22 protein-coding genes are annotated in these 25,016 nt (G+C 65.0%); 12 read left to right on the top strand and 10 right to left on the bottom strand.

What is annotated here, in order from left to right; genetic code table 11:
* Both CK226_RS16430 and CK226_RS16425 read left to right on the top strand, forming a co-directional pair.
* On the top strand, window positions 1–1,098 hold the full coding sequence (locus CK226_RS16430; protein ID WP_095792441.1) for a methionine ABC transporter ATP-binding protein: 1,098 nt from the start codon (window positions 1–3) through the stop codon (window positions 1,096–1,098).
* Entirely contained in the window at window positions 1,079–1,735 is a 657-nt protein-coding gene (locus CK226_RS16425; protein WP_095773447.1) for a methionine ABC transporter permease, read from the top strand. The genes CK226_RS16430 and CK226_RS16425 overlap by 20 nt, the downstream gene beginning before the upstream one ends.
* 9 nt (window positions 1,736–1,744) lie before the next feature.
* Here the strand turns inward: CK226_RS16425 and CK226_RS16420 are convergent, their stop codons facing one another.
* From CK226_RS16420 to CK226_RS16400, 4 genes are all read right to left on the bottom strand, one after another.
* Entirely contained in the window at window positions 1,745–2,305 is a 561-nt protein-coding gene (locus CK226_RS16420) for a Fic family protein (RefSeq protein ID WP_095788569.1), read from the bottom strand.
* A gap of 3 nt (window positions 2,306–2,308) precedes the next feature.
* Window positions 2,309–2,515: a hypothetical protein gene (locus CK226_RS16415; protein ID WP_095773331.1), complete on the bottom strand. Its 207-nt coding sequence runs from the start codon at window positions 2,513–2,515 to the stop codon at window positions 2,309–2,311.
* A gap of 273 nt (window positions 2,516–2,788) precedes the next feature.
* Window positions 2,789–4,474 carry a hydantoinase B/oxoprolinase family protein gene (locus CK226_RS16405; RefSeq protein ID WP_095792534.1) on the bottom strand — a complete coding sequence of 562 codons (1,686 nt, stop codon included), beginning with the start codon at window positions 4,472–4,474 and terminating at the stop codon, window positions 2,789–2,791.
* Window positions 4,475–4,490: 16 nt separating this feature from the next.
* Window positions 4,491–6,575 (bottom strand): hydantoinase/oxoprolinase family protein, encoded by a 2,085-nt coding sequence (locus CK226_RS16400; protein WP_095792439.1) that lies wholly within the window; start codon window positions 6,573–6,575, stop codon window positions 4,491–4,493.
* A 220-nt stretch (window positions 6,576–6,795) separates the two neighbouring features.
* Here CK226_RS16400 and CK226_RS16395 point away from each other — a divergent pair, with 220 nt between their 5' ends.
* The 5 genes from CK226_RS16395 (at window position 6,796) to CK226_RS16375 (ending at window position 13,254) form a co-directional block, all read left to right on the top strand.
* The gene (locus tag CK226_RS16395; RefSeq protein ID WP_095773334.1) at window positions 6,796–7,623 is read left to right on the top strand and encodes a ferredoxin--NADP reductase; all 828 of its coding nucleotides are present in this window, start codon (window positions 6,796–6,798) and stop codon (window positions 7,621–7,623) included.
* Window positions 7,624–7,806: 183 nt separating this feature from the next.
* Window positions 7,807–8,853: a deoxyribose-phosphate aldolase gene (gene deoC / locus CK226_RS16390; protein WP_010912704.1), complete on the top strand. Its 1,047-nt coding sequence runs from the start codon at window positions 7,807–7,809 to the stop codon at window positions 8,851–8,853.
* Window positions 8,854–8,920: 67 nt separating this feature from the next.
* On the top strand, window positions 8,921–11,293 hold the full coding sequence (locus CK226_RS16385) for an aldehyde dehydrogenase family protein (RefSeq protein WP_095792438.1): 2,373 nt from the start codon (window positions 8,921–8,923) through the stop codon (window positions 11,291–11,293).
* A 191-nt stretch (window positions 11,294–11,484) separates the two neighbouring features.
* On the top strand, window positions 11,485–12,216 hold the full coding sequence (locus tag CK226_RS16380; protein ID WP_095788573.1) for an SDR family oxidoreductase: 732 nt from the start codon (window positions 11,485–11,487) through the stop codon (window positions 12,214–12,216).
* A 192-nt stretch (window positions 12,217–12,408) separates the two neighbouring features.
* Window positions 12,409–13,254 carry a fumarylacetoacetate hydrolase family protein gene (locus CK226_RS16375; protein WP_095788574.1) on the top strand — a complete coding sequence of 282 codons (846 nt, stop codon included), beginning with the start codon at window positions 12,409–12,411 and terminating at the stop codon, window positions 13,252–13,254.
* 220 nt (window positions 13,255–13,474) lie between these two features.
* Here CK226_RS16375 and CK226_RS16370 read toward each other — a convergent pair whose 3' ends face one another.
* The 6 genes from CK226_RS16370 to CK226_RS16345 all read right to left on the bottom strand — a co-directional run bounded on the left by CK226_RS16370 (window position 13,475) and on the right by CK226_RS16345 (window position 19,826).
* Entirely contained in the window at window positions 13,475–14,473 is a 999-nt protein-coding gene (locus tag CK226_RS16370) for an ABC transporter ATP-binding protein (protein WP_095792437.1), read from the bottom strand.
* Window positions 14,474–14,531: 58 nt separating this feature from the next.
* Window positions 14,532–15,593: a Gfo/Idh/MocA family oxidoreductase gene (locus CK226_RS16365; RefSeq protein WP_095792436.1), complete on the bottom strand. Its 1,062-nt coding sequence runs from the start codon at window positions 15,591–15,593 to the stop codon at window positions 14,532–14,534.
* On the bottom strand, window positions 15,590–16,429 hold the full coding sequence (locus CK226_RS16360; RefSeq protein ID WP_010912697.1) for a carbohydrate ABC transporter permease: 840 nt from the start codon (window positions 16,427–16,429) through the stop codon (window positions 15,590–15,592). The genes CK226_RS16365 and CK226_RS16360 overlap by 4 nt, the downstream gene beginning before the upstream one ends.
* 9 nt (window positions 16,430–16,438) lie before the next feature.
* The gene (locus tag CK226_RS16355) at window positions 16,439–17,368 is read right to left on the bottom strand and encodes a sugar ABC transporter permease (RefSeq protein WP_095773339.1); all 930 of its coding nucleotides are present in this window, start codon (window positions 17,366–17,368) and stop codon (window positions 16,439–16,441) included.
* A 236-nt stretch (window positions 17,369–17,604) separates the two neighbouring features.
* Window positions 17,605–18,864, bottom strand: coding sequence for an ABC transporter substrate-binding protein (locus CK226_RS16350; protein ID WP_010912695.1), 1,260 nt, complete (start codon window positions 18,862–18,864; stop codon window positions 17,605–17,607).
* A gap of 2 nt (window positions 18,865–18,866) precedes the next feature.
* Complete coding sequence (locus CK226_RS16345) at window positions 18,867–19,826, bottom strand: N-acetylmuramic acid 6-phosphate etherase (RefSeq protein ID WP_095792435.1); 960 nt, start codon at window positions 19,824–19,826, stop codon at window positions 18,867–18,869.
* Window positions 19,827–20,024: 198 nt separating this feature from the next.
* On the opposite strand from CK226_RS16345, the gene CK226_RS16340 reads away from it, so the two are divergent.
* The 5 genes from CK226_RS16340 to CK226_RS16320 are packed head-to-tail and all read left to right on the top strand — an operon-like array spanning window position 20,025 to window position 25,007.
* Entirely contained in the window at window positions 20,025–20,906 is an 882-nt protein-coding gene (locus CK226_RS16340; RefSeq protein ID WP_095792434.1) for an N-acetylglucosamine kinase, read from the top strand.
* A complete protein-coding gene (locus tag CK226_RS16335; RefSeq protein ID WP_095773342.1) occupies window positions 20,903–21,685 on the top strand; it encodes a GntR family transcriptional regulator in 783 nt (260 codons plus the stop codon). Before CK226_RS16340 ends, CK226_RS16335 begins: the two co-directional genes overlap by 4 nt.
* Window positions 21,682–22,716 carry an SIS domain-containing protein gene (locus tag CK226_RS16330; RefSeq protein WP_095792433.1) on the top strand — a complete coding sequence of 345 codons (1,035 nt, stop codon included), beginning with the start codon at window positions 21,682–21,684 and terminating at the stop codon, window positions 22,714–22,716. Before CK226_RS16335 ends, CK226_RS16330 begins: the two co-directional genes overlap by 4 nt.
* The gene (nagA, locus tag CK226_RS16325; RefSeq protein ID WP_095792432.1) at window positions 22,713–23,885 is read left to right on the top strand and encodes an N-acetylglucosamine-6-phosphate deacetylase; all 1,173 of its coding nucleotides are present in this window, start codon (window positions 22,713–22,715) and stop codon (window positions 23,883–23,885) included. The genes CK226_RS16330 and nagA overlap by 4 nt, the downstream gene beginning before the upstream one ends.
* Before the next feature lie 9 nt (window positions 23,886–23,894).
* The gene (locus CK226_RS16320) at window positions 23,895–25,007 is read left to right on the top strand and encodes an NAD(P)/FAD-dependent oxidoreductase (RefSeq protein WP_095792431.1); all 1,113 of its coding nucleotides are present in this window, start codon (window positions 23,895–23,897) and stop codon (window positions 25,005–25,007) included.
* The last annotated feature ends 9 nt before the right edge of the window (window positions 25,008–25,016 follow it).

Here is a 25,016-nt window from a genome sequence, read left to right as displayed (position 1 = left end):
ATGAACCAGCATATCACGGCATCCAGGGAGATCGCCGATCCGCCCCACGCCGGACCCGACCTGTCGCAAGACGTTGTGCGCCTTGTCGACCTGAGGCGCCGCTTCGGTGCCACGCCGGCGATCGACGGCATCTCGCTGACGGTGCGCAAGGGCGAGATCCTCGGGATTATCGGCCGCAGTGGCGCCGGCAAGTCGACGCTGATCCGCTGCCTGAACGGGCTGGAGCGGCCCGATTCCGGCAAGGTCTTCATCGAGGGCCGTGAGATCAGCCGGCTCGGCGAGCGCGACCTGCAGCCGTTGCGGCGGCGAATCGGCATGATCTTCCAGCATTTCAACCTTTTGTCGGCCAAGACGGTCGAGGACAATGTGGCGCTGCCGCTGAAGATCGAGGGCCGTCCGAAGGCCGAGCGGCTGGCGCGGGCGGCGGAGCTGCTTGAGCTCGTTGGCCTGTCGGAGAAAGCCCGGGCCTATCCGGCATCGCTGTCAGGCGGCCAGAAGCAGCGCGTCGGCATCGCCCGGGCGCTGGCCGCGCGGCCGGCGCTGCTGTTGTCGGACGAAGCGACATCGGCGCTCGACCCGGAGACGACGCGCTCGATCCTCGCGCTGCTGAAAGACATCAACCGGCAGCTTGGGCTGACCATCCTGCTGATCACCCATGAGATGGAAGTGATCCGCTCGATCGCCGACCGTGTGGCGGTGATCGACGCCGGGCGCATCGTCGAGCAAGGCCCGGTCTGGTCGGTGTTCGCCGAGCCGCAATCGGACATCACCAAAAGCCTGCTCGGCGCCATCCGGCCGCAACTGCCGGCCGAACTGGCGGCGCGGCTGCTGCCGGCTTCCGGCGCGGAGACGATCCTGCGCGTGGACGTGGCCGGCGAAGCGGCAAGCGGCCCGCTGCTGTCCGACCTTGCCATTGCTGTTCCGGGCGCCTTCCGCCTCGTCCACGGCGGCATCGACCATATCCAGCAGCAGCCGGTCGGGACGCTGTTTCTCTCTGTCGCTGGCAGCGATGCAAGCCACCTCGCTGCCGTCATCACATTCCTGAAGGCCCGCCAGGCGCGGGTGGAGGTGCTTGGCCATGTCGCCAGTCCTGTTTGAGCTTCTGCTGCGGTCGATCTGGGAGACGGTGCTGATGACGGCCGCCTCCGGTCTGATCTCGCTGGTCTTCGGCCTGCCGCTTGGACTTGCCCTGATCGCCACCGAGCGCGGCGGCATCGCGGAGAGCCTGTGGGTCAACCGCGTGCTCGGCGCAATCATCAACGGCTTCCGCTCGGTGCCGTTCATCATCCTTCTGGTGGCGCTGATCCCGCTGACGCGGCTGATCGTCGGCACCTCGATCGGCACATGGGCGGCCATCGTGCCGCTGTCGATCGCCGCCACGCCGTACTATGCGCGCATCGCCGAAGTGTCGCTGCGCGAGGTCGACCACGGCCTGATCGAGGCGGCGCGCGCCATGGGCGGCAACCGCTGGACGATCATCCGCGAGGTGCTGGTGCCGGAGGCGCTCCCCGGCATCGTCGCCGGCTTCACGGTGACGCTGGTGACGCTGATCGGCGCCTCGGCCATGGCTGGCGCCATCGGTGCAGGCGGCCTCGGCGACCTCGCCATCCGCTATGGCTATCAGCGATTCGAGACCTCGGTGATGGTCGCGGTGGTGATCGTGCTGATCATCCTGGTGTGTGGCATCCAGTGGGCGGGGGATCGATTGGTGGCGCGGCTGGATCGGCGGGGATGACCCGGCGAGCTACGCGATGATGTCTTCGATGAGAGCCTGTAGTGGTGCCTCGGACCCACTGAAACTGTCTATCATGGCCTGAATCACCCGGTCACGGTCGAGGATATCGGCGTTGAACGTGAAGCCTGCGTGCTCGGCGAGCATGGCCAGGAATGTAAGCTGGGTACGGCCATTGCCTTCACGAAATGGGTGAACGGCATTGATCTCCGCGATGATGTGCGCCAGATGCTTCGCAAAGCTGACTCTGTCAAGATCAGCCAGGTGGTCGGGGTTGCCGAGTTCGCGGAACACCCGAGCCATCTCACTGGCTATGTGCTCAGGATAACAGAACCAGCTGCCGGCCTTGCCGATGCGGATCGTGCGCGCCTGACCCGCCCAGCCATAGACATCCTGGAACAAGTGCTGGTGCACGTAGTCGAGTTCGCCTGCCGGAAGAGGCTCATCGGCGCGAGTCAGGAACAGGGCGAGCTCAACCTCATCGAGTTCGGCCTGATCGCGGACGTCCAGCAGATTGATGAGCACCGTCGTGCCGGGATAGCAGAGCGGATCGAACTCGGCAGCGTAGGCCAATGTCTATTTCTTTTTGCGGATTTCTTCCTTGATGAGCGAACGCCGCTCATCACCGGACAGTCCGCGCCGGACGCCCTGGCTAAGTATTTCACCCATGCGAGGGGAGAGCTTCATGCCTTCCACGGCGCTGATTTTCTCGCCGCGCACGCTCGTCAAGACGAACTGGCCTGTCTTGGCCGAACGGATGATTCTTGAATTGGGAGCCTTCATTCGCAAATCATATCATGGACCCGGAGGGGAAACCAAAACGATTCCAGGCAAGCCGGGCTACCCCCCTCAATCTCATACCCTCGGGATCGAAGAACGGCATCGGCGCCAAGCGCAGATGCGCGGTCGCCAGCGCCTTGCCGTCGTCTTCGTAGCCGAACTCCACCCCGCAACAGGAGCATATGGCATAGCTGGGTTCTCCGCCGCTCTCGCCCCACGGCATATCGGGGGACTGATCGAGGCCGCAGACACGGCACTTGAACTTGCCCTGAGGGTTCATGTGGTCCCGAACAAATCCTTGGCTTGCTCGGCTGTATAATAGCCAAGCCGGACGTCGCGCGCGACCAATTCCGGGTCGCGCTGGCGCGGGTCGCCGTAACCGCCGCCGCCGGGCGTGCCAACGCGCACGCGGTCGCCGGCCTTGAGCGGAATGTCCTGTTCCTTGGAGAGATGCGGCGGCACGTGTTCCTCGCCACCACGGAAGACGGTCACGCTGTTGACCGCGCCGTCCTTGCCGCCGAGCGCGCCTTGCGGGCCGAAACGGCCGTGATCCATGACGAAGGAGGCCCGCGCATCGCCACGCAGGATCTCGACCTCATAGGCGAGGCCGAAACCGCCGCGATGCTTGCCCGCGCCGCCCGAGCCTTCGCGCAAGGCGTAGTGGCGATAGAGCACCGGAAAGGCCTGCTCCATGATCTCGACCGGAGGCGATTTTGAAATGCCGATGGTCGAGCAGCCATTGGTCAGCCCGTCATGGCCCGAATTGCCGCCATAGCCGCCACCGGAGATCTGGTACATGACGTAATCGCGGCCGCGCGCCGGATCGTTGCCGCCGAGCGCGAAATTGCCGCTGGAGCCGGCGGGCGCCGCCGTCACCTTGTCGGGCAATGCCTGCACCATGGCCGCGAACACCGCCTCGGCGATGCGCTGCGAGACTTCCGCCGCGCAGCCCGACACCGGACGCGGATATTTGGCATCGAGGAAGGTGCCTTCCGGCCGCTTGACGATCAACGGCTCGAAGGCGCCGGCGCTGATCGGCACGTCCGGAAAAATGTGGCGCATGGCGAGATAGACCGAGGACAGGGTCGTCGCCAGCACGCTGTTCATCGGCCCGGCGCAAGGCTTGGACGAGCCGGCGAAATCGAAGATCAGCGTGTCGCCTTGTTTTTCCACCGCAAGGGCGATGGTCAGCGGCTCGTTGACCACGCCATCGGAATCGACAAAGGCCTTCGAGCGATAGGTGCCGTCGGGAATGGCCGCTATGTTGGCGCGCATCTGCTCGGCGGCGCGGCGGCGCAGTTCGGCGATCGCCTCGACAACGGTTTCGTCCCCGTAACGATCCAGGATTCCATTGAGCCGATCCTGACCGATCAGCAGCGCGGCGGCCTGGGCCCTAATGTCGCCGATGCGCTGGTCTGCGACGCGGATGTTGGAGCAGATGATGGCGTAGATCTCGGGATCGAGCACGCCCTTCTTGAACAGTTTGACCGGCGGCAGCCGCAGGCCTTCCTGTTCGACCGCCGTCGCCGAGGCCGAGAAGCCACCGGGCACCGAGCCGCCAATGTCGGGCCAGTGGCCGGTGTTGGACAGCCAGCAGAAGATCTTGCCGTCCCGGTAGACCGGCATGGCGAAGCGCACATCCATCAGATGCGTGCCGCCAAGATAGGGATCGTTGACGATGTAGATGTCACCCGGCTCAGGGGCCAGGCAACGGCCATCGGCGATCATCTCGATCACCGTTTTCGTCGAATATTGCATGACGCCGACGAACACCGGCAGGCCCTGGCTTCCCTGTGCGATCAGCGAACCGTCGACGGCGGAATAGATGCCGTCGGAACGGTCGTTGGCTTCGGCGATGACCGGCGAGAAGGCAGCGCGGGAGAATGTCAGGTCCATCTCGTCGCAGACCTGCTGCAAGGCCGCCTGGAGGACCGAAAGGGTGATGGCGTCGAGCTTTGCCATGTCAATGTCAGGCATCTCAGGCCTCGCCAATGTCGATGATGATGTTGCCGTCGGCGTCCGACCTTGCGCGGTCGCCGGGTTCGAGCACGGTGGTGGCGTCCATCTGTTCGAGGATCGCCGGGCCTTCGATGACGGCATCGAGCGGCAGTTTTTCCCTGATATAGACCGGCGTGTCGTGCCACTGGCCTGCATACCAGACCGGCCGGATCTCGCGCCGCGCCTCGTCCAGCGCCCTGGCGCGCCCGGCCGGGTCGATCAGCCGCGACAGGTCGATCGCCGGGCGCACGCCGGTGACCGAGGTGTTGAGGTTGACGAGGTTGGCGCGGATTTCCGGCAGCTCGACCTTGAAGCGGGCAAAATAGGCCTTTTCGAACAGGGCCTGCAGCTCCTGCCGGGTCACGGACGAGGACGGCAGCGGCACGTTGATGATATGGGTCTGCCCGACGAACTGCATGTCGGCGGAGTGGGTGACGCGGATCGTCTCCGGCTTCACCGCTTCCTTGCCGATCAGCTCCTCGCCTTCGTTTCGGTGCCGTTCCAATACTTGATGAAGCTGACTTTCGTCCAGAACCGCGACCGGCTGGTTGATGGTGTTGACGAAGTCATGGCGCAGATCGGCAACGACGCAGCCGAGCGCGTTGGTGATGCCGGGGCGCGCCGGCACCAGCACACGGGGCAGGCCGAGTTCGCGCGCCAGCGCCGTCGCATGCAGCGGCCCGGCGCCGCCGAAGGCAAACAGCGCGAAATCGCGCGGGTCATGGCCGCGCGACACCGAGACCATGCGGATGGCGCCGGCCATCTTCATGTTGCCGAGCCTGAGCACCGCACCCGCCGCCTCGACACCGGACAGGCCGGTCGCCTTGCCGATCTTGTCCTCGAAAATGCCGGTGACGCGCTCCACGGTGACCGGGTTTTCGACGGCCAGCAGCTTCTTCGGCGCCAGCCGGCCAAGCACCAGATTGGCGTCGGTGATGGTAGGCTCGAGGCCGCCGCGGCCATAGCAGATCGGCCCGGGATTGGCGCCGGCGCTTTCCGGACCGATCTGGATCAGGCCGGCGGCGTCGACGCGGGCGATCGAGCCGCCGCCGGCGCCGACCGTGTGCACCGCCACCATCGGCACATGGATCGGCATGGCATATTCGATCTCGATCTCGTTGGAGACCGCCGGCTCGGCGTTGCGGATCAGCGCCACGTCGGTCGAGGTGCCGCCCATGTCGTAGGTGACGAGGTTCTCGAAGCCGGCACGCTTGCCCGTATAGGCGGCGGCGATGACGCCCGAGGCCGGGCCGGACATCACTGTCTTGGCCGATTCACGTGTGACGAAGCGGGCCGAGATCATGCCGCCATTGCCGTTCATGATCAGGAAGTCGCGGGCATAGCCTTTGGCGGCCAATTCCTTGCGCAGCCGCTCGACATAGCGCTCGAGAATAGGCTGCACGGAGGCGTTGACGGAAGCCGTCACCCCACGCTCGAATTCGCGCGCTTCCGACAGCAGCGCGTGGCCCGTGGTGATGTAGCCGTTCGGCCAGAGCTCGGCGGCGATCTCGGCGGCGCGCCGCTCATGCGAAGGGTTGGCGTAGGAATGCAGGAAATGGATGACGAGGGATTCGCAGCCGGCCGCGATCAGCGCCTTCACCGCCTCGCGCATCCCGGCCTCGTCGAGCGGCGTGCGCACCGCGCCGGAAGCCTCGACGCGTTCCGACACTTCGAGCCTGAGATTGCGCGGGATGACGGGAACGAAAGTGCCGGTCATGCCATAGGGTTGCGGCCGCGTGCGCCGGCCAAGCTCGATCACGTCGCGAAAGCCGCGCGTGGTGATCATGCCGGTCTTGGCCAACCGGCGCTCCAGCACGGCATTGGTGGTGGTGGTCGTGCCATGCACGATGAGGTCGATGCCGTCGATCGCAAATCCGGTGGCGCCAAGTGCCGAAACCACGCCGAAGGCCTGGTTGTCGACCGTCGTCGGGGTCTTGGCGATATGCACCTTGCCGCCGTGCTTGCCGTCGATCAGAAGCAGGTCGGTGAAGGTCCCGCCGACATCGATGCCGGCCACGACGCTGCCCAGGGAATCCGGCGGCTGCACCGAAAAATTCTCTTTCATTGTCGAAACCCGAAATGCTGGGACTACGGATATGGCACAGTTTGGAAAGGTGTTTCGCGACGGTATCTTGACGCAAATATCGTTTGTATACTAATAAATTCCGGACACAAGAGCTTACCGCTTTGGAGTGTGCGAGCAGCACGCCGGGACCTGAACGGTCCGGGCGCGCAGGAAAAGGTTTGGCGCCCGCGTCCCCGGCTGGGCCAGAAAGTTGGATTTGATGAACACCACATCCGCCTTCAACACCGCCGGCGCCCGCCCGCTGCAGTTTCCTATACCGGCCAATGTCTATGCCGAAACCGTCGTCTCGGTGAAGCACTACACCGACCGGCTGTTCTCGTTCCGCATCACCCGCCCGCAGTCGCTGCGCTTCCGCTCCGGCGAATTCGTCATGATCGGCTTGCCCAATGCCGAGAAGCCGGTGTTCCGCGCCTATTCGGTGGCAAGCCCGGCCTGGGACGAGGAGCTGGAATTCTTCTCGATCAAGGTGCCGGACGGCCCGCTGACCTCGGAACTGCAGAAGATCCAGGTCGGTGACACCGTCATCATGCGCCAGAAGTCGACCGGCACGCTGGTGATCGACGCGCTGACCCCGGCCAAGCGGCTGTTCATGATCTCGACCGGCACCGGCATCGCGCCCTTCGCCAGCCTGCTGCGCGACCCCGACACCTATGAGAAATTCGACCAGCTGATCCTGACCCATACCTGCCGCGACAATGCCGAACTGACCTATGGCCAGGAATTGGTGGCGGCGCTGGAAAGCGATCCGCTGATCGGCGAACTGACCACCGGGCGCGTCACGCTCTACAATTCGACGACCCGCGAAGAATCGGCCCGCATGGGCCGCATCACCGCGCTGATCGGCTCGGGCAAGTTCTACGCCGATCTCGGTATCGAGAAGCTCAATCCGGAAACGGACCGGATCATGATCTGCGGCTCGATGCATATGCTCAAGGACGTCAAGGAACTAGCCGAAAGCCTCGGCTTCCAGGAAGGCTCGCTCAGCCATCCCGCGACCTTCGTCGTCGAGCGCGCCTTCGTCGGCTGAGGACCGCACGCCGGCACCTCAAGACCCGCATTTTGACCATGCGGTCAAAAACTAGCTGCTTTTGCGGCCTTTTTCAGCTATCCCTCGCTTGAGGACTCGTGAAGCGTGGCTTCACGGGCTATCTTGTCGGGAAACGACGCGCACCAAGACATAAGCGCAAGTCGCTGAATGAAAGGGCAGGAGATGAGCAGCACAATCCGCGAAGCCGATCTTGGCACCAAGGTGACGCCGCTGCCGGCCCGCGCCGCCGCCAACACCCCCGTGCCGCTGGACCATCGCATTGCGCGCAATCCGGGCATGAAACTCGACCTCGGCTTCATGGAATCGGTGCGCAGCGTCAACCGCTCGGCACTGGAACGGCGCGTCGCCAGCCTGACCAAGCGGCGCTCGATCAAGGCCGACAACCAGGCGGCCTGGCTGCTGCGCGCTGTCGCCTGCATGGATCTGACGACGCTGAACTCCAACGACACCGAGGAGCGGGTGCGCCGGCTCTGCGCCAAGGCGATCAATCCCTTCCGCCGCGACATCGTCGAAGGCCTCGGCATCGCAGGTGAAACCATCCGGCCGGCTGCCGTCTGCGTCTACCACCCCTTCGTCGCCACGGCCGTGGATGCCGTGCGTGGCACCGGCATCCACGTCGCCGCCGTCTCCACCGCCTTTCCGCATGGCCTGGCACCCCTGTCGACCCGGCTGCAGGAAATCGAGGCTTCGGTGCGCGACGGCGCCGACGAGATCGACGTCGTTATTCCGCGCGGGCTGGTGTTCGGCGCCAAGTGGCGGGAGCTCTACAATGAGATCGTGTCGATGCGTGCTGCCTGCGGCGATGCGCATCTGAAGGTCATTCTGGGCACTGGCGACCTCGCCACTTTGCGCAATGTCATGCTGGCCTCGATGGTGGCGATGATGGCGGGCGCCGATTTCATCAAGACCTCGACCGGCAAGGAAAGCGTCAACGCCACGCTGCCCGTCGGCCTCGCCATGGTGCGCGCCATCAGGGCCTATTTCGAGGAAACCGGCTATCTCATCGGCTTCAAGCCGGCCGGCGGCATATCCACGGCAAAAGCCTCGCTCGACTGGCTGGTGCTGATGAAGGAAGAGCTCGGCCGGCCATGGCTGGAACCGGAACTGTTCCGCTTCGGCGCGTCGAGCCTTTTGACCGACATCGAGCGGCAGCTCGAGCATCATCTGACCGGGCACTATTCGGCCAATCACCGCCACGCAATGGCTTGAGCACCCACCCCGATCGGCTTGGCCGATCGACCCTCCCCGCCAAGGGGAAGGGTGAAGGAGGCACCCCATGAATATTCTCGACCGCTATCACGCCATGGAATACGGACCGGCGCCGGAAGCCCGCAACGAGGCCGATGCGTGGCTTGCCGCGCGCGATTTCGGCAAGGCGCTGTTCATCGACGGCGGCTGGAAAGCCGCTTCCGGCGGCAAGACTTTCGAAACCAGCGAGCCGTCTTCCGGCAAGCTGCTGGCCAAGGTCTCCGACGCCAGTGCCGCCGATATCGACGCGGCGGTTGCGGCCGCCACCAAGGCGCTGCCGAAATGGAGTGCCAGTTCAGGCTACCAGCGCGCCAAGGTGCTTTATGCCATCGGCCGTGCCATGCAGCGTCATCAGCGCCTGTTCGCGGTGCTCGAGTCCATCGACAACGGCAAGCCGATCCGCGAAAGCCGCGACATCGACGTGCCCCTGGCGATCCGCCATTTCATCCATCACGCCGGCTGGGCGCAGGCGCTGGACAAGGATTTTCCCGGGCACAAGGGCGTCGGCGTCGTCGGCCAGATCATCCCATGGAATTTCCCGCTGCTGATGCTGGCCTGGAAGATCGCGCCGGCACTGGCCGCCGGCTGCACGGTGGTGCTGAAGCCGGCCGAGTTCACGCCGCTCACCGCCATCCTGTTCGCCGAGATCTGCGAGCGTGCCGGCGTACCGAAGGGCGTCGTCAACATCGTGCAGGGTGGACCGGAAGCGGGCGCCGCCATCGTCAACCATCCCGGCATCCAGAAGATCGCCTTCACCGGCTCGTCGGAAGTCGGCAAGATCATCAGGAAGGCCACCGCCGGATCGGGCAAGAAACTGTCGCTGGAGCTCGGCGGCAAATCGGCCTTCATCGTCTTCGAGGATGCCGATCTCGACAGCGCCGTGGAAGGTCTGGTCGATGGCATCTGGTTCAACCAGGGCCAGGTCTGCTGCGCCGGATCGCGGCTCCTGGTGCAGGAAGGCATTGCCGAAGCCCTGATCGCCAAGGTCAAGATGCGGATGAGCCGGCTGCGCGTCGGCAGTCCGCTCGACAAGAACACCGATATCGGCCCGCTGGTCGATCCGACGCAGCTCGACCGCGTCAAGGGTCTGGTCGCCGAAGGCGCGAAGCAGGGCGCCGTCTGTTGGCAGCCGGATGCGGCGCTGCCGGCCACCGGCTACTATCACCTGCCGACACTCGCCACCGGTGTTTCGCCGGCTAACATCCTGGCGCAGGAAGAGGTGTTTGGGCCAGTTCTGGCGACCATGACCTTCCGCAACACCGAGGAAGCGATCGAGCTTGCCAACAACACGCGCTACGGGCTCGCGGCGAGCGTGTGGAGCGAGAATGTCAACCTCGCGCTCCATGTCGCGCCGCAGCTGAAGGCCGGCGTCGTCTGGGTCAACGGCACCAACATGTTCGACGCCGCCTGCGGCTTCGGCGGCTACCGCGAAAGCGGCTTCGGCCGCGAGGGCGGGCGCGAAGGCATGTTCGAATATCTCGCGGCAAATCTGCCGCTCGGACCGGTCATCAAGCCGGCGGTGGTCTCGGCGCAACCGGTCGAGCAGGCTGACGGCGCGGCCATCGACCGCACGGCAAAATTGTTCATCGGCGGCAAGCAGGTGCGGCCGGACGGCAATTATTCGCTGGCTGTCGCCACCGCCAAGGGCAAGCTGGCCGGTGAAGTCGGCTTTGGCAACCGCAAGGATGTCCGTGATGCCGTCGCGGCCGCCCGCGCCTGCAAAGGCTGGCCGGAAGCCACCGCCTACAATCGCTCCCAGGTGCTTTATTACCTGGCCGAGAATCTTTCCGGCCGCGCTGGCGAGTTTGCCGCCCGTCTCAGCGAGCTGACCGGGGCTACGCCCAAGGCGGCGCGCGAGGAGGTCGACCAATCGATCGAACGGCTGTTCCTCTATGCTGGTCTTGCCGACAAGTTCGAGGGGCGCGTGCACCAGCCGCCGGCCCGCGCGGTGACGCTGGCGCTGCATGAGCCGGTCGGCGTCGTCGGCATCGTCGCACCGGACGCATCACCGCTGCTTGGCCTGATCTCGCTGGTGGCGCCGGCGCTGGCCATGGGCAACACGGTGGTCGCGGTGCCTTCGGAACGCTATCCGCTGCTCGCCACCGATCTCTATCAGGTGATCGAATATTCCGACGTTCCGGCCGGCGCCATCAACATCGTCACCGGCCGCACCGCCGAGCTTGCCGGCGTGCTGGCCAAGCATGACGATGTCGACGGGCTCTGGGTGTTCGCCGATGCCGAGACCTGCGCCAAGGCGGAAGCCGAGTCCATCGGCAACCTCAAGCGCGTCTGGAGCGGCAATGGCCGCGGCCTCGACTGGGCATCCGACGAGGCGGCCGGCGATGCTTTCCTGCGCCGCGCCGTCGAGGTCAAGAATGTCTGGGTGCCTTACGGCGACTGACATTTCCCGGCTGTCGCAATGGTGATCGTGTTCGGGCTTGACGCCCGGACATATGTTCTTTAACGAGAAAAAACATCTTTATCAGTGAACTGGCTGCGCCACAGGCCGCACAATCGAGCCTGACTGGCACATGACGCCTCGGCCGGTCGCCGATAAAGGCAGTTGACACCCAAGCAGGCGAGGAAAAAGGCATGGCGGATCTGGCAGGCAAGGTCGTTGTCATCACGGCGGCGGCGCAAGGCATCGGCAAGGCGAGCGTGCTGGCCTTCGCCAAGACTGGAGCCACCGTCCACGCCACCGACATCAACGAGACGCTTCTCGCCGAACTCGCCAAGACGCCAGGGATCAAAACCCGCAAGCTCGATGTCCTCAACGACGAGGCGGTCAACGCCGCCTTCGCCGAGATCGGCCGCGTCGACGTGCTGTTCAACTGCGCCGGCTTCGTCCATTCCGGATCGATCCTGGAGATGAAGGATGGCGATCTCGATTTCGCCTTCAACCTCAATGTCCGCGCCATGATCCGCACCATCCGGGCCGTGCTGCCCGGCATGCTGGAGCGCGGCGACGGATCGATCGTCAACATGTCTTCCGTCGCCGGCGCCGGCAAAGGCGTGCCGAACCGCTTTGCCTATGGCGTCACCAAGGCCGCTGTCATCGGCCTGACCAAGGCGATTGCCGCCGACTATGTCGGCAAGGGCATACGCTGCAACGCCATCTGCCCAGGCACGGTCGAGAGCCCGTCGCTGCAGGACCGCATGCATGCGCAGGGCGACTACGAAGCCGCCCGCGCCGCCTTCATCGCCCGCCAGCCGATGGGCCGGCTCGGCACGCCGGAGGAAATCGCCGATCTCGCCGTCTATCTGGCCGGCGCGACCTACACGTCCGGGCAGGCCTATAATATCGACGGCGGCTGGTCGATCTGAGATCGGGTTCCGCTCCAACGTCTGCCGTGGATCGGGAAGTCTGAAAATCCGGCGCGCCGGCCCGCCCAACAGCTGTCCGTGCTTGCCCGGGAAGAGGTCGATGGGTACGGTCCGCCCGGCTCCCTGGGGAGCCATCGCCTCGGCGGAGAGTTTGCAAAAGGCCGCGAGGCCGCAACCAGGAGAAGGATTTAGATGAAACTGCTGCGCTATGGCGAGGCGGGGAGCGAACGCCCCGGCCTGCTCGATGCGGATGGAACGATCCGCGATCTCTCCGCCCATGTCGCCGACATTGCCGGCACCACGCTTCATCCGGCCTCGCTGGAGATGCTGGGCAAGCTCGATCCGAAGTCGCTGCCGGCGGTTTCCGGCAAGCCTCGCCTCGGCGCCTGCGTTGGCGGCACCGGAAAATTCATCTGCATCGGCCTCAACTACTCCGACCACGCCGCCGAAACCGGCGCCACCGTGCCGCCGGAACCGATCATCTTCATGAAAGCAAGCTCGGCCATTGTCGGTCCGGATGATGACGTGCTGATCCCGCGCGGCTCTGAAAAGACCGACTGGGAAGTCGAGCTCGCCGTGGTTATCGGCAGAAAAGCCAAATATGTCAGCGAAGCCGATGCGCTCGACTATGTCGCCGGCTATGCCGTTGCGCATGACGTGTCCGAGCGCGCCTTCCAGGCCGAGCGTCAGGGCCAGTGGACCAAGGGCAAGAGCTGCGACACGTTTGGCCCGACCGGCCCGTGGCTGGTGACCAAGGACGAAGTCGCCGATCCGCAGAACCTGAAGATGTGGCTGACCGTCAACGGCAAGACCATGCAGAACGGCTCGACCAAGACCATGGTCTATGGTGTCAAATATCTGGTGTCCTACCTCAGCCAGTTCATGTCGCTGCACCCCGGCGACATCATTTCGACAGGTACCCCGCCCGGCGTGGGCCTCGGCATGAAGCCACCGGTGTTCCTCAGGGCTGGCGATGTGGTGGAACTGGGCATCGAGGGCCTGGGCCAGCAGAAGCAGACGTTCAAGGCTGATTTGTAGGCGCGGCTCCTGCGTTCCTCTCCCCGTCGATCGGGGGAGAGGTGTCGAGCGAAGCTCGACGGAGTGGGGGTCGACTGCTCGGCGAGACCAGGCATTCGCTGGGTTGTGCCTGTTTTTCAGCGACTGCACTTGGTGGACCGGCTTCCCCCACTCCGTCGCCGCTTCGCGGCGCCACCTCTCCCCCCTCCGGAGGGAGAGGAAAGAACACGCGCGGGCGTATCTACTTCAGCACCTTCCCATCCGCGCCAAACCGGTAGGTCTTTGCCGGATCCGGTGTCGCATAAAGCGTCGCGCCTGGCTCCGCGTCATAGACGCCGAAGATGCGCACCGTAATCAGCCCGGCCTTTTCGCAGTCGAGATAGAGATTGGTGTCGGCGCCGAGATGTTCGGCATGCACCACCGTGCCCTTCCAGGCGCCTGACTTCGTGTCGACGGTCAGATGTTCCGGCCGCACGCCGATGGTCTTGGCCGTCTCGCCGAGACGCGCACCCTCGATGAAGTTCATCTTCGGCGAGCCGATGAAGCCGGCGACGAATTCGTTTGCCGGTGAATTGTAGAGCTCCATCGGACCGCCGATCTGCTCGATCCTGCCGGCGTTCAGCACGACGATCTTGTCGGCCAGGGTCATCGCCTCGACCTGGTCGTGGGTGACGTAGATCATCGTTGCCTTCAGCCGGCGGTGCAACTGCGCGATCTCAAGCCGGGTGTTGACGCGCAGTGCTGCGTCGAGATTCGACAAGGGCTCGTCGAAGAGGAAGAGCTTGGGCTCGCGCACCACGGCGCGGCCGATGGCGACGCGCTGGCGCTGGCCGCCGGAGAGTTCGGCAGGCCGCCTTTCGAGATACGGCTCCAGCGACAGCATGGACGAGGCGATGCCGATGCGGCGATCGATCTCCGGGGCGGGCGTGCCGGCCTGTTTCAGCCCGAGGCCCATATTGTTCTTCACCGTCAGATGCGGGTAGAGCGCATAGGTCTGGAACACCATGGCGATGCCGCGCTTGGCCGGCGGTGTGGCCGACACATCCGCGCCGTCGATCACCACCCGGCCCGAGGTCGAATCCTCCAGCCCGGCGATGACCCTGAGCAAGGTCGACTTACCGCAGCCCGACGGGCCGACGAAGACGACGAATTCGCCATCCGTCACTTCGAGGTTGATGCCTTTCAACACCTCGACCGGCCCGAAGGCCTTCTTCACATTTTCGATCTTCAGCGAGCCCACGGCAGTCCTCCAAATTGATGAGTGAGCGCCAAGGCACCCCCCGATGACAATGCCCCGGTCACAATCGCACCGCCTTTCCGCTGCGCACGCTCTCGTCGGCGGCAAGGCAGACGGCGAGCGACTTGACCGCGTCGTCCATGTGGCGGGTGAGATCCATGTCCTCGCGGATCGCCTTCAGGACGAAGGCCTGTTCGAGATCGCAGAGGTCCTGATGTCCGGGTTCGCCGGCCATGGACAGCATCTCGTCCGCCTTGACGAATTTGCCGTCCGGGCCGGTCGCCGCACCGTGCAGGCGGATGGTCGAGGTCTTGGTATGGGTGTCGATGTCGTCCGACTTCACACCTTCTTTCATGACGATCGACACGCAGCCATTCGGCGAGATGACGTCCTTCACGAAGAAGGCGGTTTCGGAAATCATCGGCCCCCAGCCGGCTTCGTACCAGCCGACCGAACCGTCATCGAACAGCACCTGCAGGTGGCCGTAATTGTACATCGTCGGCGCCACTTCCTGCGTCAGCCGCAGCCCCATGCCGCGCACCTCGACCGGCCTGGCGTCGGTGATCTGCAGCATGACGTCGAGATAGTGGACGCCGCAATCGACGATAGGCGACGTCGTCTGCATCAATTGCTTGTGCGTCTCCCAGGTAGGGCCTGAGGACTGCTGGTTGAGGTTCATGCGGAAGACATAGGGGCCGCCGAGCTTGCGCGCCTCGGCGATCAGCCGGATCCAGGACGGGTGGTGGCGCAGTATATAGCCGATCACCAGTTTCCTGTCGTTGGCCTTGGCGGCCGCGACGACGCGCTTTGCGTCGGCCACCGTCGTTGCCAGCGGCTTTTCGACAAAGACATGGCAGCCGGCCTCGAACGCCCTGACCGCATAGTCGGCATGGCTGTCGGAATAGGTGGCGATGCAGGCGAGATCAGGCTTTTCGTCGCGCAGCGCCTCGTCGAAGGAACGCCTGATGCCATAGGCCGACAGGCCTTCCGGCAGCGGCACGTCGGAACGGTTGATCAGTGCCGCAATCTCGAAGCCAGGATTGGTGTGATAGGCCAGCGCATGGCTGCGGCCCATATTGCCGAGGCCGGCGACGACGACGCGAAGGGGTGGTTTTGAGCTCACTTGACGGCTCCAGACGTAATGCCGCGGATCAGCTGCCGCGAGAAGATGACGTAGAGGATCAGCACCGGCATGATCGCCAGCGAGAGGGCTGCCAGGATGGCGTTCCAGTTGGTGACGAACTGGCCGAGGAAGAGCTGCGCGCCGAGTGTCACCGTCTTGGTCTCTTCAGACGGCGCCAGGATCAGCGGAAACCACAGATCGTTCCAGATCGGGATCATGGTGAAGACGGCGACCGTCGCCATCGATGGCCGCACCAGCGGCAGCACCAGCCGGAAGAAGATGGTGTATTCCGACAGGCCGTCGATGCGGCCGGCATTCTTCAGGTCGTCGGACACCTGCTTCATGAATTCCGACAGGATGAAGACGGCGAGCGGCAGGCCTTGCGCGGTGTAGACCAGGATGAGTGCGGTCAGCGTGTTGACCAGCCCGCTCGCCACCATCAATTGCAGGATGGCGACGGTGCCGAGGCGGATCGGGATCATGATGCCGAGCGCCAGATAGAGCCCCATCAGCGAATTGCCGCGGAAGCGGTATTCCGACAGTGCGAAGGCCGCCATGGCGCCGAACAAAAGCACGAAGAACAGCGAGGCGACGGTGACGACGAGGCTGTTCTGGAAATAGTGGATGAAGTCGCCCTGGCCGATCACCGTGGTGTAGCCGATCAGGTCGAATGTCTTCGGCGTCGGCGGCGTCAGCGGCGCGCCGAAGATGCCGGCGCGGGACTTGAACGAATTCATGATGACCAGGATCACCGGAAACAGCGCGATCGCCGTATAGGTCAACAGAATCGCGTGGGCGCCGATGGTGCGGGGCAGCGAACGGGTGGCAGTGCTCATCTCTTGCCCTCAGAACTGGTAGCGACGCAGGCGCGTCTGGACGAGGAAGAGGTAGACACAGACGCCGCCGAGGATGATCAGGAACATCATCGTGGCGATCGCCGCGCCCATGTTGGGGTCGCCGACCTGCAGCTGGAAGCCGAAGAAGGCGCGGTAGAGGAAGGTGCCGAGAATGTCGGTCGAATAGTTCGGCCCGGCGAGCGCCCCCTGTGCGGTGTAGATCAGGTCGAAGGCATTGAAATTGCCGACGAAGGTGAGGATCGAGATGATGCCGATCGACGGCAGGATCAGCGGCAGCTTGATCTTCCAGAACTGCGACATGCCGGTGATGCCGTCGCATTCGGCGGCCTCGATCACCTCGTCGGGGATCGACAGGAGTGCTGCGTAGATCAGCATCATCGGGATGCCGACGAACTGCCACACCGAGATCAGGCTGAGCGCGGTCAGCGCGTATTCTTCCTTGCCGAGCCACGGCGTGAACAGGCTTTTCAGGCCGATAAGGTCCAGCATGTGCGGCGCCACGCCCCAGAGCGGCGACAGGATCAGCTTCCAGGCGAAGCCGACGATGACGAAGGACAGGATGGTCGGCACGAAGATCGCCGTGCGGTAGAAGGCCGCGAATCTGAGCCTCGGGCTGGACAACAGGGCTGCCAGCATCACGCCGATCGGGTTCTGCACCAGCATATGGATGATGAAGAACCAGACGTTGTTGCGCAGCGCATTCCAGAAATTCACCGACCAGTTGGGGTCGCCGAACAGCGTGCGGAAATTGTCCAGTCCGACAAAGACCTGGTGCTGCTCGATGTTGCGGAACAGCGACAGCTGCAGCGTGCCGGCGAGCGGCAGGATCATGATTGCCGTATAGACGAGCACGGCCGGCGCCAGGAAGATGGCGATGTGCCAGCGAAACGGTCTTTTCGGTCGGATATCTGCGGCCATGAGTTCGGTTCCCGCCGTCTCTCGGTTCCAGACGATGTTGTTGCTAGATGATGCCTCGATGCACGGCCCAGACATCCTTGCCCGGTGCGGCAAGAACAGAGGCCTGCGACTGATCAGCTAGCCTTCCCCAAGACGAGCAAGGGGTAAGGCCGCGAGGCGGTGCCGACAATCGCTATCTGAACGGGGTATCCGGAACCGGCCAGGCATGCGCCCGGCCGGCTCCGTTGCCTGAACTCTTACTTCGCCGGCTTATACCAGCTGTCGAGACCGGTCTGCAGCTTCTTGGCCGCGGCTTCCGGCGTGTCGGTGCCGTTGATGACGTTGGCCGATTCAACCCAGGTCTCGTTTTCGAGGTTCGGCGTGCCGCGCGACAGGATCTGGTAGGTCGAGCGGATCGTCGACTTGCACTTGCCGCGCCAGGAGACGAATTCCTGCGCCAGCGGGTCCGCCATCTTCACCGGCGAGGAGTTCAGGCTGAAGAAGCCCGGCAACGCGTTGGCGTAAATGGTGGCGAAGTCCGGCGAGGCGACCCACGACAGGAAGGTCTTGGCCGCGTCGGCATGCTTGGAGGCTGCATTCAGGCCCATGCCGATATCGGTATGGTCGGAGATGTAGCAGGTGTCGCCGGCCTTCTCGACCGGCGGCGGGAAGGCGCCCATCTTGAACTGGGCCTGGGTGTTGAACAGGCCGATTTCCCATGAGCCGGCCGGGTAGATGGCGGCGCGGCCGAGCGTGAACAGGTTCTGGCTGTCCGGATAGGTCTGCGCCTCGAAGCCGTCGCCGAGATACGGCTTCCACTTGGCCAGTTCCTCATAGGGAGCGACCCAGTCCTTGTCGGTCAGCTTCTGCGTGCCCTTGATCAGCGCCTGACGGCCGTCCTCGCCCTTCCAGTAGTTGGGGCCGATGTTCTGGTAGCCCATGGTCGCGGCTTCCCAGAGGTCCTTGGTGCCCATCGCCATCGGGATGTAGGTGCCGTCGGCCTTGATCTTGTCAAGCGCGGCGAAGAACTCGTCGCGGGTCGTCGGCACCTTGATGCCGAGCTTGTCGAAGGCGTCCTTGTTGTAGATGAAGCCGTGGATGACGGATGCCATCGGCACGCAGAAGCTCGCCTTGCCGTCATCGGTCTGCCAGGCGGACTTGGCGACCGGCGAGAAGTTCTCCATGCCGGGCAGCGCCGAGAGATCGGCGAGGTTGCCCTTCTTGTAGAGTTCAAGCGACTTGTCGAAGGGGCGGCAGGTGATCAGGTCGCCCGCCGAGCCGGCGGCGAGCTTGGCGCCAAGGGCGGCGTCATATTCGGTCGGAGCCGATGGTGCGAACACCACCTTGATGCCGGGATTCTTGGCTTCGAAGGCCGGGATCAGCTTGTCCTTCCAGATGGCAAGGTCGTCGCCGCGCCAGCTTTCGATGTTGAGCGTTACGTCCTCGGCGTGAGCCAACCCGGCCGAGCCGAGAATGCTGGTGCCCAGAAGCAGTGCCGTCAGTAGTTTCGTTGTCATGCTCAGTCTCCCTGTTGACCTTTTTCAGGTTCGGTTTTGATGAGAACGGAGGCAGTGCGCCCCTTGCTCCCCTCGATCGCGGAAAGCGCCGGCCTCAGCCTCTGGCCGGTTCCTTCCAGCAGTTTCTCCGCCGCGTCGGCGCTGTCGGCGCCGGCGGCGAGCAGAATGGCGGTCTTGACCGCGCCGCCGCTCTTTTCGAGCAGCCGGGCGGCTTCGTCCCTGTCGCGCCCGCTGATGGCGGCGACGATGCGCGCGGCGCGGTCGCGCAGCTTGATGTTGTCGGCCAGGAGATTGACCATGTACCCGTCATGGACATGGCCGAGATGGACGGCGGTCAGCGTCGACAGCATGTTGAGCGCGATCTTCTGCGCGGTACCGGCGCCCATGCGCGTCGAGCCGGCGATCACTTCCGGCGGCGTTTCCAAGAGGATGGCGGTTTCGGCCTGGCGCAGCAGGGCCGAGTCCCGATTGTTGGCAATGCCGATGGTGGCTGCACCCTGGCTGGCAGCTTCCTCGATGGCGCGCACTGCATAGGGCGTGGCGCCGCTGGCGGAAAGGGCGATCAGGCAATCGCCCACGCCGATACCGGCATTGGCGACGGCAGCCGCCGCCTCCTCCGTATCATCCTCCGGGCCGCCGGCCAGTGTCCTCAAGGCCTCGTCGCCGCCGGCGATCAAGATGGCGATGCGGTCGCGGCGGATGCCGAAAGTGCCGGGAAGTTCCAGGGCGTCGGCCAGCGCCATCAGGCCGGAACTGCCGGCCGCGGCATAGGCAAGCTTGCCGCCGCCGCTCAACCGGCCGGCGATGATCTCGGCTGCCTTGGCGATGGCGGGGATGGCGTTGCGGACGGCCTTTGCGGCTTCGATCTGCGCATCGGCCAGCGAAACAAGGATGGCTTCCGGAGCCTGGATATCCAGCCCCTCGGCATTCCTGTGAAGCGCTTCGGTGCGCGTTTCAGCCATCCGTGTTCCTCCAATACCAGAACAATACCAAAAAAATACCACTTGTCCACATGCATTAACGAATTCGCGGAGAGGAAATCGCTGAGCCGGCGAAATGTGCAGGGTTTTCAATAAAATACGGCTTAATCTTTTTGAAACGGAAATTAACTCTTGGCTATTGGTATTTTATTGGTATTATCCGCCCGGAGGAGAAATCGCGTGAAATTCGTGCTCGGCATCGATGGCGGCGGCACCAGCTGCAGGGCCGCCCTGGCAACAGTTGAAGGTTCGGTCATTGGCCGTGCCAAAAGCGGCGCCGCCAACATCCGCACCGATCTCACCGGCGCGCGCTCGAACATTGTCGACGCCGCGCGGCAGGCTTTCATTGCCGCCGGGCAGGATCCCGAACTCATCCCGCAAACACCGGCCATTCTCGGCCTTGCCGGCGCCAATGTCGGCACCTACCGGCAGCAGCTCGAAGCCATCCTGCCGTTCAGCATCAGCCGTGTCGAGACCGATGCCGAGATCGCGCTCGAAGGGGCCGTCGGCTCCGGTGACGGCGCCATGGCCATCCTCGGCACCGGCACCGCCTATATGGCGCGCAAGCACGGCAGGTCGCGCGCCATCGGCGGCTGGGGCTTCCAGGTCGGCGACCAGGGCAGCGGCGCCCGCATCGGCCGCGACCTGCTGGAGCAAACGCTGCTTGCCCAGGACGGCGTGCGCGCACGCTCGCCGCTGACCGACGCCATGATGGCGATCTTCCGCAACAATCCCGAGGACGTGGTCGAATTCACCACCAACGCCAAGCCCGGCGATTTCGGCGGCTTCGCGCCCAAAGTGTTCGAGCATGCGCAAAAGGGCGATGCCGTCGCCAACTGGATCGTCGACAAGGCGGTCGGCGATGTCGAGGCCTCGCTGGGCGCACTCGACCTTTCGGATGACGCGCCGCTTTGCCTGCTTGGCGGGCTGGCGCCGCTTTATGCGCCGCGCCTGTCGGCGCGCTACCGCGCACTGCTCAAGCCGCCGCTCGACGACGCGCTGGGCGGCGCGGTGCAGATGGCGGTCCGGCTTTTCGCCAAACCGGTGGAGGCGGCGCGATGAGCGACGCCGCCGACCAGATCTTCGCCACGCTGAGGCAATCCGCGCAAAGCGGCGCGCCGCTCTATCTGCAGCTGCGCAAGAGCATCGAGGACGCCGTCAACCGTGGCCTGATCGGGCCTGGCGATGCGCTGCCCTCCGAGCGCGATATCGCCACCAAGGCCGATATTTCGCGCGTCACCGTGCGCAAGGCGGTGCAGGACCTGGTCAAGGGCGGCATTCTCGTGCAGCGCCACGGCTCCGGCACTTTCGTGGCGCCGCGCATGGAACGCGTCGAGCAATCGCTGTCGCGGCTGACCTCGTTTACCGAAGACATGGCGCGGCGCGGCATGGCGGTGCGTTCGGCATGGCTGGACCGCGGCCTCTATGCGCCCTCGCCCGACGAGATGATGGTGCTTGGCCTGTCGTCGAGCGAGCTGGTGGCGCGCGTGGCGCGCCTGCGCATCGCCAACGACACGCCGCTGGCGATCGAACGCGCCTCGCTGTCGGCCAGCGTGCTGCCCGACCCGGCGGGTATCGGCTCTTCGCTCTATGCCGCGCTGGAATTGACCGGCAACCGGCCGGTGCGGGCGGTGCAGCGCATCTCGGCCGCCAATCTCGGCGACAGCGATGCGCGCCTGCTCGAGGTGCCGCCGGGTATCGCCGGCCTGCATATTGAACGCATTTCCTATCTGGCGAGCGGCAAGGTGATCGAATTCACCCGCTCCATCTACCGGGGCGACGCCTATGATTTCGTCGCCGAACTGCGGCTGACAGGGCCGAGCGAAGAGGGCCGACCATGATCTCCAACATCACCCATATGCAGCGCGAGATCGAGGAGATCCCCGAGGCCGTCGCCCGCCTGCTCGACGGCTCCGGCGCCGTGCTCGCCGAGGCCGGGCGCGGTATCAAGGAGCGCGACCCGCATTTCGTCGTCACCGTGGCGCGCGGCTCGTCCGACCATGCGGCGACCTTCATGAAATATGCCGTGGAGCTGACCGCGGGCCTTGCCGTCGCTTCGGTCGGTCCGTCCATCGCCTCGATCTATGGCCGCAAGCTGAGGCTCGACGGCTCGGCGTGTCTGGCGATCTCGCAGTCGGGCAAGAGCCCCGACATCGTCGCCATGGCTGAAACCGCCCGCGCCGGCGGCGCGCTGACCATCGCCGTCACCAACACCGCCGACTCGCCGCTGGCGCGCGCCTGCGACTATTCGATCGACATTCTTGCCGGACCCGAGCGCAGCGTCGCGGCGACCAAGACCTTCGTCAATTCCGCCGTCGCCGGTCTCGCCTTGATGGCGCATTCCACCGGCGACGAAGCGCTTCTGGCAGCGCTGGCCCGCTTGCCCGAGCATTTCGGCAAGGCGATCGCCTGCGACTGGATGAGCGTGCTGGCCGAAACCATCGAGAAGCAGAAATCGCTGTTCATCCTTGGCCGCGGCCCGTCGGCGGCGATGGCCAACGAGGCGGCGCTGAAGTTCAAGGAAACCTGCGGCATGCATGCCGAGGCCTATAGCGCGGCCGAAGTCATGCATGGCCCACTGGCGCTGGTCGGCCCCGACTTCCCGGTGCTGGCATTGGCCGCGCGCGATGCGTCCGAACCGTCCGTCGCCGAAGCAGCCGACGGCCTGGCGGCCAAGGGAGCGCCGGTGTTCGTCACCTCAACGCTCGCCAACCGCGCGACGCGCCTGCCGCATGTCGCCACCGGTCACCCGCTGACCGATCCGCTGACGCTGATCGTTTCGTTCTACGTGTTCGTCGAGGCCTTCGCGCGCCATCGCGGCCTCGACCCGGACACGCCGCGCAATCTTCGCAAGGTGACGGAGACCGTATGAGCGACCGTTTTGCCCTGACTGGCGCCCGAATTTTCGACGGTGACGACTGGCATGAAGGCCACGCCCTAGTCGTGCGCGACGGCCTGGTCGAGGCGATCTTACCCTCGGGCGCCATTCCCTCGGATATCCGTGCCGTCGACGCCGGCGGCGGCATGCTGGTGCCGGGCTTCGTCGACATCCAGGTCAATGGCGGCGGCGGCGTCATGCTCAACGACCATCCCGATGTGGCCTCGATCGAGACCATCTGCCGGGCGCATGCGCCGTTCGGCACGACGGCGCTCTTGCCGACGCTGATCACCGACACGCCCGCGATCACCGCTTCCGCCATCGCCGCCGGCGCGGCCGCCGCTCGACAAAAGGTGCCGGGATTCCTCGGCCTGCATCTCGAAGGCCCGCATCTGTCGATCGCGCGCAAGGGCGCGCATGACCCGGCGCTGATCCGGCCGATGACAGATGCCGACCAGGCAATGCTGATCGCGGCGCGGCCGAAACTACCGGTGCTGCTCACCACGATCGCGCCGGAATCCGTCGATCCGGCGCGCGTTGCGGCCTTGGTCAAGGCCGGCATCATCGTCAGCCTCGGCCATTCCGACACGGGTTATGCCACGGCAAAAGCCTTTGCCGAGGCCGGTGCCGGCGTGGTCACGCATCTGTTCAACGCGATGAGCCAGATCGGCAACCGCGAGCCCGGCCTCGTCGGCGCGGCCGTCAGCATCGGCACACTGTCAGCCGGGCTGATCGCCGACGGCATCCACGTCCATCCGGCAACCATCCGGATCGCGCTCGACGCCAAACAGGGGCCGGGCAAGATCGTGCTGGTCACCGATGCGATGGCGACGATCGGCACCGACATGACCTCGTTCACGCTCAACGGCCGCACCATCTACCGCAAGGACGGGAGCCTCAGGCTTGCCGACGGCACGCTGGCCGGCGCCGATCTCGACATGATCTCGGCTGTGCGGTTCATGCACGATGTCGTCGGTGTCGATCTGTCCGAGGCCTTGCGCATGGCTTCGCTCTATCCGGCGCAGGCGATCGGCCAATCGCACCGGCTTGGCCGCCTGGCCAACGGCACGGCGGCCGACATCGTTGCGCTGTCGGACGATCTTGGCATAGGAAGCGTCTGGATCGGCGGCGACAAGGTGTTCGAGGCCGGCGCTTCACGCTGAAGGCGGGCCATGCAGACAATCGATTGTGTCGTCGCCGGAGCAGGCGTCGTCGGGCTTGCCATCGCCAGGGCGCTTGCCGTGTCGGGCCGCGAGGTGGTGGTGGTCGAGCAGGCGGATGCGATCGGCACCGTCACCAGTTCACGCAATTCCGAAGTCATCCATGCCGGGCTCCATTATGCGCCGGGAAGCCTGAAGGCCCGGCTCTGCGTCGAAGGGCGCCGGCGTCTCTACGCCTACTGCGCCGAGCACGACATCGCCCATAAGCGTACCGGCAAGCTGATCGTCGCCAGCGAGCCAAGCCAGACCGACGGATTGCGGAAGATCGAGGCCAATGCGCGATGCTGCGGGGTCGACGACCTGCAATTCCTGACGCGTGACGAAGCCGAAAACCTGGAACCTGCACTGACATGCGCGGGCGCGCTCCTGTCGCCATCGACGGGCATTGTCGACAGCCATGCGCTGATGCTGTCGCTGCGCGGCGAGGCCGAAGCCGCCGGTGCGTCCTTGGCTTTCCTGACCACCGTTGCCGGGGCGACGATCGGGACCGGCGGGATCCGGATCGACACGCGCGATGCCAATGGCGAGACCTTCGCCCTGGAAGCGGCTGCCTTCATCAATGCCGCGGGCCTCGAGGCTCAGGCCCTGGCCGCCCGGATCGACGGTTTCCCCGAGGATTTCATCCCCCGGCAGTGGCTGGCGCGCGGGAATTATTTCGCGCTTCCCGGGCGCTCGCCTTTTTCGCGGCTGATCTATCCGGTTCCGGTCGACGGCGGCCTCGGCGTCCATCTGACGCTCGACCTTGGCGGCGGTGCGCGCTTCGGGCCCGATGTCGAATGGATCGACCGTGTGGATTATACGGTCGACCCCGGCCGAAGCGCCGTCTTCTACGAAGCGATCCGGCGCTATTGGCCCGACCTTGCCGAGGGCGCCCTGCTACCGGCCTATGCCGGCGTCAGGCCGAAATTGTCTGGCCCCGGCCAGCCTGCCGCCGATTTCATCATCCAGGGTCCGGCCGATCATGGCGCCGGGCGGATCGTCAATCTGTTCGGCATTGAGAGCCCCGGCCTGACGGCAAGCCTGGCCATCGCCGACCATGTCGTCGAACTGCTGCACCCGCGATAACGGGCGCGG

It is taken from the genome of Mesorhizobium sp. WSM4311, assembly GCF_002295115.1.
GTDB lineage: Bacteria > Pseudomonadota > Alphaproteobacteria > Rhizobiales > Rhizobiaceae > Mesorhizobium.
Note: the sequence above shows the minus strand (reverse complement) of the source record. Positions and strands in the feature narration are given on the sequence as shown.

What these genes read in the sequence shown, in the direction of transcription:
- CK226_RS16430 (WP_095792441.1), top strand. Translation starts at nt 1, where the DNA reads ATGAACCAGCATATCACGGCATCCAGGGAGATCGCCGATCCGCCCCAC.
- CK226_RS16425 (WP_095773447.1), top strand. Translation starts at nt 1,079, where the DNA reads ATGTCGCCAGTCCTGTTTGAGCTTCTGCTGCGGTCGATCTGGGAGACG.
- CK226_RS16415 (WP_095773331.1), bottom strand. Translation starts at nt 2,515, where the DNA reads ATGAAGGCTCCCAATTCAAGAATCATCCGTTCGGCCAAGACAGGCCAG.
- CK226_RS16405 (WP_095792534.1), bottom strand. Translation starts at nt 4,474, where the DNA reads ATGGCAAAGCTCGACGCCATCACCCTTTCGGTCCTCCAGGCGGCCTTG.
- CK226_RS16400 (WP_095792439.1), bottom strand. Translation starts at nt 6,575, where the DNA reads ATGAAAGAGAATTTTTCGGTGCAGCCGCCGGATTCCCTGGGCAGCGTC.
- CK226_RS16395 (WP_095773334.1), top strand. Translation starts at nt 6,796, where the DNA reads ATGAACACCACATCCGCCTTCAACACCGCCGGCGCCCGCCCGCTGCAG.
- deoC (WP_010912704.1), top strand. Translation starts at nt 7,807, where the DNA reads ATGAGCAGCACAATCCGCGAAGCCGATCTTGGCACCAAGGTGACGCCG.
- CK226_RS16385 (WP_095792438.1), top strand. Translation starts at nt 8,921, where the DNA reads ATGAATATTCTCGACCGCTATCACGCCATGGAATACGGACCGGCGCCG.
- CK226_RS16380 (WP_095788573.1), top strand. Translation starts at nt 11,485, where the DNA reads ATGGCGGATCTGGCAGGCAAGGTCGTTGTCATCACGGCGGCGGCGCAA.
- CK226_RS16375 (WP_095788574.1), top strand. Translation starts at nt 12,409, where the DNA reads ATGAAACTGCTGCGCTATGGCGAGGCGGGGAGCGAACGCCCCGGCCTG.
- CK226_RS16360 (WP_010912697.1), bottom strand. Translation starts at nt 16,429, where the DNA reads ATGAGCACTGCCACCCGTTCGCTGCCCCGCACCATCGGCGCCCACGCG.
- CK226_RS16355 (WP_095773339.1), bottom strand. Translation starts at nt 17,368, where the DNA reads ATGGCCGCAGATATCCGACCGAAAAGACCGTTTCGCTGGCACATCGCC.
- CK226_RS16350 (WP_010912695.1), bottom strand. Translation starts at nt 18,864, where the DNA reads ATGACAACGAAACTACTGACGGCACTGCTTCTGGGCACCAGCATTCTC.
- CK226_RS16345 (WP_095792435.1), bottom strand. Translation starts at nt 19,826, where the DNA reads ATGGCTGAAACGCGCACCGAAGCGCTTCACAGGAATGCCGAGGGGCTG.
- CK226_RS16335 (WP_095773342.1), top strand. Translation starts at nt 20,903, where the DNA reads ATGAGCGACGCCGCCGACCAGATCTTCGCCACGCTGAGGCAATCCGCG.
- CK226_RS16330 (WP_095792433.1), top strand. Translation starts at nt 21,682, where the DNA reads ATGATCTCCAACATCACCCATATGCAGCGCGAGATCGAGGAGATCCCC.
- nagA (WP_095792432.1), top strand. Translation starts at nt 22,713, where the DNA reads ATGAGCGACCGTTTTGCCCTGACTGGCGCCCGAATTTTCGACGGTGAC.
- CK226_RS16320 (WP_095792431.1), top strand. Translation starts at nt 23,895, where the DNA reads ATGCAGACAATCGATTGTGTCGTCGCCGGAGCAGGCGTCGTCGGGCTT.